General features: G+C 47.5%; 10 protein-coding genes. 2 read left to right on the top strand and 8 right to left on the bottom strand.

The features are described from left to right. Positions 1 to 17 precede the first annotated feature (17 nt). On the bottom strand, positions 18 to 824 hold the full coding sequence (locus FN124_RS30400) for a queuosine precursor transporter (protein WP_142688571.1): 807 nt from the start codon (positions 822 to 824) through the stop codon (positions 18 to 20). A 343-nt stretch (positions 825 to 1,167) separates the two neighbouring features. On the opposite strand from FN124_RS30400, the gene FN124_RS30395 reads away from it, so the two are divergent. Beyond that, positions 1,168 to 3,687 carry a YfhO family protein gene (locus FN124_RS30395; RefSeq protein WP_142688570.1) on the top strand — a complete coding sequence of 840 codons (2,520 nt, stop codon included), beginning with the start codon at positions 1,168 to 1,170 and terminating at the stop codon, positions 3,685 to 3,687. Between the two features lie 72 nt (positions 3,688 to 3,759). Here the strand turns inward: FN124_RS30395 and FN124_RS30390 are convergent, their stop codons facing one another. From FN124_RS30390 to FN124_RS30360, 7 genes are all read right to left on the bottom strand, one after another. Next, complete coding sequence (locus FN124_RS30390) at positions 3,760 to 4,515, bottom strand: glycosyltransferase family 2 protein (RefSeq protein ID WP_142688569.1); 756 nt, start codon at positions 4,513 to 4,515, stop codon at positions 3,760 to 3,762. Next, positions 4,512 to 5,765, bottom strand: a complete 1,254-nt coding sequence (locus tag FN124_RS30385) for a glycosyltransferase (protein WP_142688568.1) — start codon at positions 5,763 to 5,765, stop codon at positions 4,512 to 4,514. Before FN124_RS30385 ends, FN124_RS30390 begins: the two co-directional genes overlap by 4 nt. 3 nt (positions 5,766 to 5,768) lie before the next feature. After that, positions 5,769 to 6,767, bottom strand: a complete 999-nt coding sequence (locus FN124_RS30380) for a polysaccharide deacetylase family protein (protein WP_142688567.1) — start codon at positions 6,765 to 6,767, stop codon at positions 5,769 to 5,771. Positions 6,768 to 6,776: 9 nt separating this feature from the next. Continuing rightward, a complete protein-coding gene (locus FN124_RS30375) occupies positions 6,777 to 7,583 on the bottom strand; it encodes an FkbM family methyltransferase (RefSeq protein ID WP_142688566.1) in 807 nt (268 codons plus the stop codon). Further along, entirely contained in the window at positions 7,567 to 8,277 is a 711-nt protein-coding gene (locus FN124_RS30370; RefSeq protein ID WP_221887970.1) for a methyltransferase domain-containing protein, read from the bottom strand. The genes FN124_RS30375 and FN124_RS30370 overlap by 17 nt, the downstream gene beginning before the upstream one ends. Next, positions 8,270 to 9,208, bottom strand: coding sequence for a glycosyltransferase family protein (locus FN124_RS30365; protein WP_142688565.1), 939 nt, complete (start codon positions 9,206 to 9,208; stop codon positions 8,270 to 8,272). Before FN124_RS30365 ends, FN124_RS30370 begins: the two co-directional genes overlap by 8 nt. Before the next feature lie 89 nt (positions 9,209 to 9,297). Beyond that, positions 9,298 to 9,966 carry a C40 family peptidase gene (locus FN124_RS30360; protein WP_142688564.1) on the bottom strand — a complete coding sequence of 223 codons (669 nt, stop codon included), beginning with the start codon at positions 9,964 to 9,966 and terminating at the stop codon, positions 9,298 to 9,300. A 356-nt stretch (positions 9,967 to 10,322) separates the two neighbouring features. On the opposite strand from FN124_RS30360, the gene dnaE reads away from it, so the two are divergent. Continuing rightward, positions 10,323 to 13,967 carry a DNA polymerase III subunit alpha gene (gene dnaE / locus FN124_RS30355; RefSeq protein WP_142688563.1) on the top strand — a complete coding sequence of 1,215 codons (3,645 nt, stop codon included), beginning with the start codon at positions 10,323 to 10,325 and terminating at the stop codon, positions 13,965 to 13,967. The last annotated feature ends 29 nt before the right edge of the window (positions 13,968 to 13,996 follow it).

Here is a 13,996-nt window from a genome sequence, read left to right as displayed (position 1 = left end):
ACAGCCCTCCTCTTTTATCAGTTGTTGGTAACTGGTTCTTCAAAAGGCTGCTCCTTCCCCATCGCCGCCGCTTTCATTTTCTTCGCAGTATCATGCCCCAGGTAACGCTCTATCCGGTGCTCCAGCAAATAGATCAGTGGTGTAAGCAATACTGCCACTACAAACTTATAGCTATAGTTCACCAGGCAAATGGCCAGTACCCGCTGCCAGCTCCAGTCGTTCCCCAGCTTAAAGGCAATGTACAGCACTATAAAGCTGTCTACCAGCTGCGATACAATCGTTGACCCTGTAGCCCTTAACCACACGTGCTTTTCCCCGGTGCGTTTCTTGATTTTGTGGAACACGGTTACATCCACGATCTGGCTCACCAGGAAGGCGGTAAGGCTACCCAGGATGATCCACATACCCTGTCCGAAAATACTGGTAAAAGCATTCTGCATGTCGGGGATTCCGGCATCTGCGCGGCTGCCCTTCCACCAGCCATCAGCGGGCACGCTCATGGCTACCCAGAACATGATGAATGCGTAGGAGATCAACCCTACCGCGATGTACGAAATACGGCGCACCGCTTTGGGACCGAAATATTCATTCACAATATCCGTCATCACAAACTCCAGCGGCCATAATAATACGCCTGCCGTTAAGGTATACGACAACCCGCTCTGGCCAAAAAGCGTGAAGGTGTGTACGGGTAATCCCAACAGCTTTTCCAGGGAAAATAATTTACCACCAATACATTCTGCAATGAGTGCGTTCGCTACAAAGAAGCTGGTGAATATCACGAACAGTTTGGTGGGCTTATCGTTTAACAAATTCCTGAGCATCAGTAATTAACTATAAGTTGAAATATAAGGATAGCAATATTGAACAAATATAACCAGGGCGGTAATGTTTTCCATTGTATTTTTTTTAACAATAATAACACACCGGTAAGCACACACAAAAGGGCGTTCAGTGGAAAAGCAATCCCCACACCCAATACCAGTATATGATTCACTACATTATCAAAAGAATGATCATATGCTGTAATGCGCAGGATTTCACTGATTATAAAGCACAGATTGCAGATAAATGCAAATTTTAAGAGGAACCGGATCCAGCGCATATTGAAATTTCGGATAAATTACAGTTATTTTTGTTTCTTTAAAACTAAATCCAAAATATCCGATGAAGCAAAACTGGCTAAAAGCCATTCTTCCACATGTTGCAGCAATAGGGCTCTTCCTCCTGCTGGCATTCGTGTATTGCGCTCCTGTCCTCGAGGGCAAAGTGGTGAATCAGAGCGACATGAAGAATGTAAAAGGAATGGCGAAAGAGGCAAAGGACTTTTATGAAGCAACCGGAGAACGTCCGTTATGGACCAACAGTATGTTTTCCGGTATGCCCTCCTACGTGATATATACAGGTCCGGGCGCCAATAAAATAGCGTACATGAACAGGATTATAACGCTGTATACGCCGGATCCTGTAAATATGCTGTTCCTGGCCATGATATCCATGTACCTGCTTCTCTGTATACTGGACTTTAAATACTGGATCCGGGTGATGGGCGCCATTGCCTTTGCATTCTGCTCCTATAATGTGATCCTCATTGATGTGGGCCACGTTACAAAGATGTACGACATTGCCCTGATGCCCGCTGTACTTGCCGGTATAGTGCTCACCTACAGGGGCCGCCTGATCACCGGCGCTGCGTTGACCGCCCTGGCCACCGCCATGCTGATCTATAATAACCACCTGCAAATTATCTACTACACATTGATCATGGTATTGTGCCTGGCCGTGTGTGCATTTATACATTTTTTCCGGGAGAAGCAACTGGTACAGTTCTTTAAAGCATCCGCCCTGCTTGCCGTGGCCGGCGTGCTGGCAGTGCTCACTTCTATGGACAGCCTCATGATCCTGCGTGAGTATACCAATTACACCATGCGTGGCAGCCAGTCGGAGCTAACGCTCGATAAAGACGATGTGAACCAGAAGAAATCTACCGGCCTGGACATCGACTATGCGTACGACTGGAGCTATGGTAAAGCGGAATCCGGTACCCTCCTGATCCCTGGTTATGTAGGTAACTCCTCCGGGCAGAAACTGAAGGTAAGCTCTAATTTCGGCCAGCAGATGATCAGTCTTGGTGCCAACGAAGCCCAGGTAGAGCAATACCTCAGCCAGCAAAAACTGCCGCTCTACTACGGCGCTCAATCCAAAGGCACTTCCGGTCCTGTGTATGTAGGCGCTATCATCTGCTTCCTTTTCGTATTATCATTACTGTTAGTAAAGAGCTGGCATAAGTGGTGGCTGATTGCCATCACCGTTATCGGCTTTATACTGGCCTGGGGTAAAAACATGTCGTTCATCAACGATCCGTTGTTCTACCACCTTCCGCTCTATAATAAGTTCCGCGCTCCCGCACAGGCGCTGGTATTACCATCGCTCACCTTTGTGGTGCTGGCCTGCTGGGGCTTACAGGAAATTGCCAATGGCAAGCACACTACAAAAGAACTGCTGAAAAAACTGAAAGAGTCCGCCATCATCACCGGTGCGTGTATCCTTGGTTTTATCCTCATCAGCTACTTCTTTGTAGGCTTTAAATCTGCCAGCGACGATAGTATGCTGCAGTATTTCTCCCAGCTGATGGGCGGCGAGGAAAATGGTAAGCTGCTTATCCGCGCACTGGAAAAAGACCGTGCCAGCTTATTGCTTACAGATGGATTGCGCTCTGCTTTCTTTATCCTTGTAGCCGCCGGCGCTATATGGGCTTATCTTACCAATAAAATGAAATGGCAGGTATCGGCCATTATTATCACTGCAGCGGTAACCATCGACCTGTGGGCGGTGGATAAAAATTACCTGGGCAGCGACAGTTTTGTGGACGACATGAGCTATATGCAGGATCTGCAACCGTCTGCCGCTGATCAGCAAATTAAACAGGACCCGGATCCATATTACCGTGTATTCAATCTTACTACGGCTCCGTTTGATGATGCTTCCCCGTCCTACTTCCATAAAAACATCGGCGGCTACAGCCCGGCTAAGTTGTGGATCTACCAGGATCTTATCTCACACCAGATTGCCAAGAATAACATGCATGTATTGAACATGCTCAACACGAAATACTTTATTGTTCCGGATCAGAAAACGGGTCAGCCTGTTGCACAACGGAACCCCGACGCCTATGGTAACGCATGGTTTGTACGTGATATCGTATGGGCCCCCGACGCCAATACCGAAATGAAAGCGCTGGATGCGCTGAACACCCGCGACTCCGCAGTGATCGATAAACGGTTTGAAAAACAACTGGGCAACTTCAAGCCTGGCGCCGACAGTACCGCTTCCATCAAGCTCACCAAATACGGCCTGAATAAACTGGAATACATTTCCCGTAACAGCCAGGAAGGTTTTGGCGTGTTTTCTGAAATATACTACCCGGCCGGATGGAACGCATTTATTGATGGCAAACCAGCAGATATTATCCGTACGGATTATGCCTTACGCGGACTGAAAATACCTGCAGGGGAGCATAAAATAGAAATGAGGTTTGAACCGCAAACGTTTATTACTGGTCTTAAAGTAGCAGGCATTTCTTCTTCTCTCCTTTTGTTGTTGGTGGTATTACTGTTTGGATGGGAGTTTTACCGGCAGATAAAACAACCGGGTGAACAAAAGAATGTAGGCATCTCAAAAAAATAACCCGTATTTCCGGGTAACAAACAAGAAGGGAAGGCCATCTGTAGATAGCCTTCCCTTCTTATTGTAAACCTCTTAGTATCTCCTTGAAAAAATGTACCGTAACCCAATAAACAAATGGTGCGCAAAATTAGGCAAATGTCCGTAATACCTGCTCAATATCCTGTACCGCTCCTTCCACGCCAGCTGCTGGTGCTGCTTTGAAGTGCCACCCACCCTGAACCTCGCTACCACCAGGTGCGTATTGCATATTTTGTGCGACGCTTTCAGCGTACGGATCATCCAGTCGATATCCGCACACACACGGTATTGAAGATCATATAACGGGCTCAGACTACGGCGGATCACATAGGCCTGGTGCGATACCACCATGCCATGTTTCAGGCTCTTCCACGTTAACTGCTCCGGCACGCGGTGCGGGGTTTGTTCAGACCTCAGCCCTATATCCCGCCCGTTCTCATCCATAAACATTGCTTCCCCGTAGTACACATCAGCATCGCTGCAGGTGGCCAGCATCCTGCTAATCACATCCGGCGAAGCCAGTACATCATCTGCATTGAGAAACAACAGGTACTCGCCTGTAGCAAGTTGCATGCCTTTATTCATGGCATCATATAATCCTTTATCTTTTTCGGAGATCACGGTGGCAATACGGGAGCGGTATTTTTCGATCACTTCCATGGTATTATCACGCGAAGCGCCATCCACAATGATATACTCGATGTGCGGATAAGTTTGCTCCAGCACGCTTTGGATGGTGTGTTCAATAAATTTCCCGGCATTGAAACATACGGTAATAATGCTCAGTACCGGGGAAGATGTTTTGTTCATGTATCTGTTGATTGCGGGTTCCTTACTACCGATTGAAACAGCTGATAGTACTGTCCGGCTACTACTTTCATTCCGAAATACTGTTCTATATATGCCCTCGCGGCCTGGCCAAACTGCCGGCAGGCATCAGGATGCTGCAGGAGCCTGAGCGTTTGTGCGGCAAACTGTTGCTGGTCGCCTGGCGGGATCACATATCCTGTCAGGCCGTCCTGCACTATTTCCCGGCATCCGCCCACATCAAAGGTTATACAGGCCGTTTCACAGCTTCCCGCTTCTATCAGCACATTGGGCAGGTTATCTGCCTTGGTGGGATAAAAGAAGATATCGCTGGCGCTGTAGCACTGCATCATTTTCTCCGTATCCTTCACATAGCCGGTATATACGCATTCCAGGTGTTTAAATGTTCCGGGCAGCTGGTCCCTGCCTATCATGAGCAGGTATACCTTCCGGTCGAGCTGCGCATCCAGCAGCTGTAAAATATGGAGCAGTTCAGCGCCGCCTTTAAACTCGCTGGCAAACAGGCGCTCGGATACAAAAGTGATCACCTGCGCGTCTGCAGGGAGGCCCAGCGCCAGGCGGGAGGCCGCTTTATCCTGTGGCCGGAAATAACCGGTGTCAATAGGATTGGGTATATGGTACAATGGTTTGTTCCTTGTAAGCGGGCTTTCCGCGGTCATGTTATACAACCAGCGGGAAGGCGATACTATATGGAGATCGCTGCCGGCATATAGCTTTTGTTTTCTTTTGATGAGGTAATTGCCGGTAGGCAGGCCCATGGCAGGAGAACGCCGGTGCTCTCCTTTGCCGGCCCGGCCGTTTTTCCAGGAGGTGTCTCCAAAGGTATGCGCTGCATTGCCGGTAATGGCCCACATATCATGCAGGGTCCATACAATAGGGGCAATGGCAGATAAGCGCGGCAGCAACGTAGCATCAAAATATCCACCATGAATATTGTGCAGGCTGATCACATCCGGCTGGTAATCCTGTACATGCCGCATGATGGCGGAAGTAGAGAACGGGAAATATAAATATTGCAGTCCGGCGCGGTTACTAATTACATTAAGCCCCCTTTCAATCACATTACGCACGGTACCCGGGCGGGTGGGCGTTGCGCGGGAGGAAGCGGTATGGGTGCCTACCAGGAAATCGTTGGAGGTATGATAATATTCCTCCAGCCCGGCTGCAATCCTTTGCGCCGCTATAGCAGCGCCTCCGCTCTTCTCATATTTATTGATAAAAAGTACTTTCACCGGCTAGTATTTAAAGAACTGTTGCATTTGTTGGCGGAATATATCCGGTGGCCAGTTGCGCACCAGGATGCGTGGAAGCGCATACGGATTGCTCCAGCTATGTACCTGCCCGTGATAGTTGGCGCATACCATTTGCAGGCCAAGTGCTTTACATGCTTTGATACTGTCGGCATTATAATAACGTTTGGTGCCCAGGAACTTTCTCCCGCCAAAAGGGTAGGAAAAGTGCACCTGCGGGGCGCCCAGCACGCCTTCCAGGATCTCTTTGGACATACCTATCTCGGTATACTGCTCTTCATAGCTCAGCATGCCTACAGCTGGGTGGCGGTGAGTATGGCAACCAATAGCAGCATAGGCGTTGCTGTTCATGGCTTTTACTTCTTCCCAGGTCATCAGCCGGTGGGAAGGCCGGCCGGTAGCAGTTTGGCCGGACCATTCATACAGCTGCTGCATGACCGATTCTATTTCCGCGGGTTTGCAGAAGCGCAGCACCTGCTGCAGCGCGTAATAGGTTTCACGTATAGCCGTTAGCGTGCCGGTGGCATATTGCATGGCCTTCCCGTTGATGCTGATCTGCAGCACCGGCGGCAGGTTGCCGGGTGTGAGCAGTACCCTCTCCAGGTCGTCCCACCACAATTCGTAAGCGGTATTGATCTTTGAAGTAGTGATATAAAACAGGGCCGGCGCTTTATGCTTGGTAAGCAAAGGCAATGCCTCGTGATAATTATCTGCATAGCCATCATCGAAGGTCACAAATACTGACCGCTGAGGAAAGGCTTTTTTGTTTTTTACATGATAGAGGAACTGATCTGCATCCAGCAGGTTATAGCCGGTGGCCAGGTGCGCGAGATGCGAGTCGAAGTGACCAGGCGTAACAGAAAGGTCCTGTGGGTCCTGCTGCAGGGTAGTTACCCGGTGGTACAATAATATTACCGCCGGTTGCTGCACTTTGTTGGCCACATAGTGCATCACTGAAAATATTTTTTTACTCAGGTCTCCCATCAGGTGCTACTACATTTTATAGGCGTATACATTCAGCTGCATGTCCATCGTATCATTTGCTGCCTTATTAACAAAGGGGGAAGATCTTTCTGTGGCAGATTCAATGAAATACCTGAAGCCGTTCCGCTGGAGGATTTCCAGGATATCTCCCAATCCCTGTGGTGTTTTGTTAAAAGAATGATATTCTATAAAGATATTTTTTACGGCAGATAACACGCCGTCACAATCCTTTATCACCGCCACTTCGGCTCCTTCTATATCCATTTTGAGAAAGTCCACGGTTCCTGCCTGTTCCAACATGCTTTTTAACCGCACGGTTGGCACTGTTACTTTATTACCGCTTCCCTCCCCGAATACACTGCCGCCATCTGCATTATCAGTATAAAAGGTAATGCCTTCCTCATTGGTCCATACAGCCCGGTCCACTACTGTTACCCCGGTAAGATTATTTTTCCGGAGATTATCACTGAGAACGCCTGCTATAAACGGGTCTGCTTCAAAGGCAGTAATCCTTGCATCGGGGAAAAGTGATTTAAAATAAATACAGCTAAGGCCCACATTAGCGCCACAGTCAAAGATCACCGGCGCTTTATTGCTGCTTTCAAATTTATATACTTCTGTAAAAAAGATCTCTTTGTATTGGAATACAAAGGATGGTCCATCTACAATATTTATATGATAGTGCAGGAAATCAGCAGGAGCCTGTTTTTCTATCCGCTGCTGATAATGCTTACGGTGTAAACGTAAAAACTCCCGGTAATACCTGTTGCTGACAACCTGTTTAATCTTTTGCAGATTTTCACTGATCAATCCCATGTAGTCTTTTTTTTGCTTTAATGGTAATTATTACCGGGTATACCGGGTCATTAAAATCCAATTCCGCTATTGTCAGCTCTTCTGTTACAATGCCCTGCAAAATAGCCGTGCAGGTGAGCACATTCCCGGAGGAAGATACTTCAATATTCTCTTCTCCAAAAACCTCACCGAATGCTTTGGCAGCCGACTGGGTAGTAAATCTCCAGTAATCCCCCCATTGTTTCATATCTGTGGCAGACAACTGCGTAATGCCCGCCAGGGTAGCCAGTAATACGCCTCCCGGTTTAAGCAGGTAATAGGCGCCGGTTATGGCCGACTTAAAGTCATATATAAAATTGAAGGTTTGTGTACAGATAAAACAGTCGATACGGTTTTCAGGCAAGGTACCCGGGTTGGTAAGATCTCCCACAATGGTTACCTGTGGTTCCTGCTTCATATGCAACACCTCATAGGTATGTACTCCGTGGCCAAACTGCCTGGAGTATCTGCTCTCCGCTATTTCCAGTACGCTCCCTGAAATATGGGCAGTGTTAGCCTTTAGAAACTGTTCTATATAATAGCGGTCCACAGGCGTGCCCCGGTCGAAACCAAAAGTTGTGGACAGCGGCTGCAGGTTTCTCAGGCTGGTCCACGACAGTGGCGAAACCGTATTCCTTTTCAGGCGCTTTAATATCTTCCTGAGCAGCTTAACCATTCTTAGTGATTTTTCTCCAGAGTTTAATGATCCTTTGCTTCACCTTTGCTTTAAAGGTCATCCCTGCATTGCGTCTTAAAAAAGTACCAAACTTTTTTTCTATCAGCAGGTAATTGCTTACAGGAATATCTTCTACAGGAATTCTTTCCTGGTAAATCTCTGTATAGGTATAATCATGCTCCATAAAATGATGGGTAGCACTGGCTACGTTGCCATCATGCCTTACCAGGGATTTCACGGGATAAAGGGTAAGCATATCATTCAGGTAAGCAGTAGCCCTCCAGCGGATAGCCCAGGAGCTCACCTTTCCATTCTTCTGCTGGTGCAGCATCCTGAAAAAAGGATAACCTCCCCAGAAATCAAAGGCTCTTTTCAGCCCGCTTTTTTTTATCTTTTCAATAACCGTTTCGGTATCTCTTTCAAACTTGTTCCAGGCTCTTGACCAGGTACCCCAGCCCAAACAGCCGGGATCATGGATCATAAAAGTAGATGGCTTATAGTCTGCCGGCATTTCAATCGGATAAAGATAACCATGAATGGCAATCACCTTTTCGTTCTGCTCATACTTCCAGAGGCCGTCGTTCATGTATTGCAGGAAATAAGGAGACACTGCCAGATCATCTTCCAAAACAATTACTTTTCCATGTTTATTAATCACTTCGGTAACTCCATCTATCACGGAAGTAGCCAGGCCTTTATTCTTTTCCGCTTCCAGCACCACCACTTCCTTACACCATTGCCTGCTGTGCACCACTTCCCGCGCCTGTTTTACCAGTGCCACCTGTTCGGGGGTTGCATTGGCTTTGGGACCGTCACAATAAACATAAAGGGTACTCTCCCCTGCCTCCCGGTTCTTACTCAGGTGCTCTAAGGTGCTCAGTGTCAGCTCTGGCCGGTTGTATACAAATAATACGATGGGAGCAAGTTCCATGATATGAAAAAGCACTGCGTAGTGCAGTTGTTAGGTTAAAACGGTAAAAATCGTATAAAAATAACAATAAAACAAATGTGTAGAAGTGGCTATAGTCGTCCTCCGCCGGCAAAATAACGTTTCCAGTAGGGCTCATTCAGATCGCTGATCATGACGCCGGCGCTGGTGGAGGCGTGAACAAATTTATCGTTTTCCAGGTAGATGCCCACATGGGAGATCCGTTTATGACGGATCCTGAAAAACACCAGGTCGCCTTCATGCAGATCTTGTGATTTTACTTTCTTCACCTGTGAATACAGGTCTACAGAGTTACCGGAAAGGCCCATCTGGAATACAGTATTCATGAGAGTATTCACGAATCCTGAGCAATCAATGCCGTCTCTTGTTTTACCACCAAGCCGGTAAGGTGTGCCGTACCAGTCGTCTATAAAACTATACAGTTTCTGGTTCAATACATCTTCCACGGCAACATCCAGCAGCTGCGCATATTTGAATTGCCAGCTCTGCGCATTTTCCAGGTTGGCGCTGCCCCTGGTAATATTCCTGCTGATGCTGATATCCCTGTTATTTTCGCGGGAGATGTTGCGGACAGGACGTTTGGTGGCAATGCCATCTATAAATTCAACCCGGTTATTATTAGCGGTAGCTGGTACGCTGGTTTGTTTTTTAGCAGTACCTTTTTTTAATGAAGCGCAGGAACTGAGCGATAATGCACATATCGATAACTTCACAAGCAGGTGTCCCTTTACTCTGATCATAAGCGTCTGGCTAAATTTTCGCTAAAATACAAATATATAGGGATTTACAAATGTGGAATTTGCTTATCGCCTTCGGCGATAAGCAAATTTTGTCTGACGCGGATTTTGTCTGACTCAGGATTAAACTGATTACGCTGATTACACTGATTGGATTACTTTGGATTTAAAATGATTTGGGGAGATTTAAGCGGATACCTTCGCTTAGATCTCGCCAGATCTTTTAAAAATCATTCTAAAATCAAATCAGTGTAATCAGCGTAATCAGTTTAATCCTGAGTCAGACAAAATCCGCATCGCCGAAGGCGATCTTTACGCGAATTACATTACTTTTGTCGCTTGACGAAACAGATTAGCCGATGATTTTCTCCCATTTACACGTTCATACCCAATTCTCCTTACTGGATGGGGCAGCCGATATTAAATCGCTCTATAAAAAAGCGATGGCTTCCAATCAGCCTGCACTGGCAATTACCGACCATGGTAATATGTTTGGTGCATTCCAGTTTGTGGCAGAAGCATACAATAATAAATTAAATCCCGGCGATCCTAAAGATAAAAGACTGAAAGTAAAGCCTATCGTAGGATGTGAGTTCTATGTAGTGGAAAACCGCCACAAGAGGGCCTTTACAAGGGAAGAAAAAGATATCCGTTATCACCAGGTGTTACTGGCAAAAGATGATGAAGGCTACCGCAACCTCATCAAACTTTGTTCACTGGGTTACATGGAAGGATTGTACGGTAAATATCCCCGCATTGATAAAGAGCTCGTATTACAATACCATAAAGGGCTTATTGCCACTACCTGCTGCCTCGGCGCCTCCGTGCCGCGTATCATACTCCGTAACGGTGAAGAGGAAGGAGAAAAAGAATTCCGCTGGTGGCTGGACATATTCGGGGAAGATTATTACGTGGAATTACAACGCCACGGTATTCCCGAACAGGAACAGGTAAACGCCGTACTGCTTCGCTTTGCGCAGAAGTACAATGTAAAGGTGATTGCTTCCAACGATTCTCACTATGTAGACCAGGCCGATGCCAACGCGCATGATATCCTGCTCTGTATTAATACGGGCGAGAAAAAAAGTACGCCTACCAACAAGGAATTTTCCGACGACGACAGCGCAGGTGGCAAGAAAGGGCGTTTTGCTTTTTATAACGACCAGTTCTATTTCAAAACAACGGAAGAAATGTCGGCCCTCTTTCATGATCTTCCGCAGGCCATTGATAATACCAACGAAATTGTAGATAAGGTACAGCTGCTGGATCTCAAAAGAGATATCCTGCTGCCCAACTTCCCTATTCCCAAAGAATTTATTACACAGGACCAATACCTGCGCCATATTACCTACGAAGGCGCGCGTTCCCGGTACCTGGAAATGACCGCCGATATTGAAGAACGTATCAACTTTGAGCTGCAGGTAATCGAGAACATGGGTTTTGCCGGTTACTTCCTTATTGTGGCCGACTTCATCAAAGCCGGCCGTGAGCTGGGCGTATTTATCGGACCGGGCCGTGGTTCAGCCGCAGGATCGGCGGTAGCCTACTGTATTGGTATCACCAATATTGACCCCATCAAATATAACCTCCTGTTTGAGCGTTTCCTGAACCCGGAACGTAAGAGCATGCCCGATATTGATACGGACTTCGATGATGAGGGCCGTCAGAAAGTAATTGACTACGTAGTACAGAAATATGGCCGCAACCAGGTAGCGCAGATCATTACCTATGGTACCATGGCCGCCAAGATGAGTATCAAGGACGTGGCCCGTGTAATGGACCTCCCCCTGGTGGAATCCAATACGCTTGCCAAGCTGGTACCGGATAAACCCGGCATACAGCTGGATCGCATTTTCAATGCTCCCCTTGAAGGTGAAAAAAGCCTCGCCGATAAAGAAGGCCTCGCCGGTGAAGATATTGAGAACGTAAAAAAACTGCGGGAGCTTATCAAAGGGGACGACCTCCAGGGAGAAGTGCTACGTGAAGCCTGCGTACTGGAAGGCTCCGTACGTAATACCGGTATCCATGCGGCTGGTATCATCATCGCCCCGCAGGACCTGTACGACCTGATCCCTGTATCTACCGCAAAGGATTCCGACCTGCTGGTAACCCAGTTTGAAGGAAGCATTATTGAATCTGCCGGCGTAATCAAGATGGACTTCCTGGGGCTGAAAACCCTTACCATCATCAAAGGTGCGCTGGAACTGATCCGCCAGAACCATGGTATCTCCATCGAGATCGACAATATCCCGCTGGACGACGCCAAAACATATGAGCTCTACCAGAAAGGTGAAACCAACGCTACGTTCCAGTTCGAGTCGCCAGGTATGCAGAAATACCTGCGGGAGCTGAAACCCGATAGGTTCGACGACCTTATCGCCATGAACGCCCTGTACCGTCCGGGACCACTGGAGTACATCCCTTCGTTTATCCGCCGTAAACACGGATTGGAACCGGTGCAATACGATATCGCCGAAATGGAGGAATACCTCAGCGATACCTATGGTATCACGGTATACCAGGAGCAGGTGATGCTATTGAGCCAGAAACTGGCTAACTTCTCCAAAGGAGATGCGGATGTACTGCGTAAAGCGATGGGTAAAAAGCAGATCGCGGTACTGAACAAGATGAAAGCGCAGTTTATGGAAGGTTGCGCCCAAAACGGACATGATCCTAAGGTGTGCGAGAAAGTATGGACCGACTGGGAAGCGTTCGCCTCCTATGCGTTCAACAAGTCCCACTCCACCTGCTATGCTTTCGTGGCTTATCAAACCGCCTACCTGAAAGCCCACTACCCTTCCGAATATATGGCCGCTGTACTGAACTGCGCCAGCAATATTGAAAAGATCACCTTCTTCATGGAAGAGTCCAAACGCATGGGCATCGACGTATTGCCGCCCGATGTGAATGAATCTTTCAAAGGTTTCGCCGTAAACAAGCAGGGCCAGGTACGCTTTGGCCTGGGTGGTTTGAAAGGCGTGGGTGAAGCCGCTATCGAAAACCTGCTGGAAGAACGCAAAAAGGATGGCCCTTTCAAAAACATCTTCGATTTTATCAAACGCGTAAACCAGCGTGCAGTTAATAAAAAATCGCTCGAAGCCCTGGTGATGTCCGGCGCTTTCGACAGCTTCCCCGAATTACACCGTGCTCAATACTTCCATAAACCGGAAGGTGAACCCCTTACCGGGCTGGACAGGATTGTTAAGTTCGGGCAGCAGGTAACAGCTGGCTCTTCCAATATGGGCAGCCTCTTCGGTGCAGACGACCTGCCCGATGTAGAACCGCCCAAGATTCCTAACTGTGATCCATGGCCGCTGATCATGAAGCTTAACAACGAAAGGGATATCACCGGTATTTACATTTCCGGTCACCCCCTGGATGATTACCGCTTTGAGCTGAAGCATTACCACATGAACTCAGTACAGGAACTGGTGGAATACCAGGCCGAAATATCCCAGCCGGGCGGTTCCGGAGGCCGGGCCAGGGAGCGCAATTTCCGCCTGGCGGTATATATTACCAGCGCCCAGGAAAGGATTTCCCGAAATAACCGTCAATTTGGCGTAATGACCATAGAAGACTATACCGGTAAGTTTGAATTTGCTTTATGGAGTGAAGATTTTATCCGCTTTGCCCCTTACCTGAAACCGGGTCTTTGCCTGTTTATCAATGGTGGTTTCAAATCCAAACGGTTCAATGATAATGAGTATGAGTTTAAAGTAAGTAGCATCCAGCTGTTACAGGAAGTGAAGAAAACCCATACCAAACAAGTGTTTCTGAACACCATGCCTAAGTTCATTAACCGGGAAACAGTCGATTTCCTGGCAGACAATATCAACCGTTACCCGGGCAATAGTGTGCTGCACGTACACCTGACCGACCGCGACGATCAAACCCAGGCAAAACTGCATACCTTTAACCGTAATATCGAAATGAATGACGAGTTGGCGGGTTTCCTTTATAAACAGCCGGATATCGATGTGTATATAGAGATAATCAATAAGTAAGATGTCAGAAATGCAGTAATTTGCACTCG

This window comes from Chitinophaga polysaccharea (assembly GCF_902150045.1).
Classification (GTDB): domain Bacteria; phylum Bacteroidota; class Bacteroidia; order Chitinophagales; family Chitinophagaceae; genus Chitinophaga; species Chitinophaga polysaccharea_A.
This window is presented reverse-complemented; position numbering and strand designations above follow the sequence as displayed.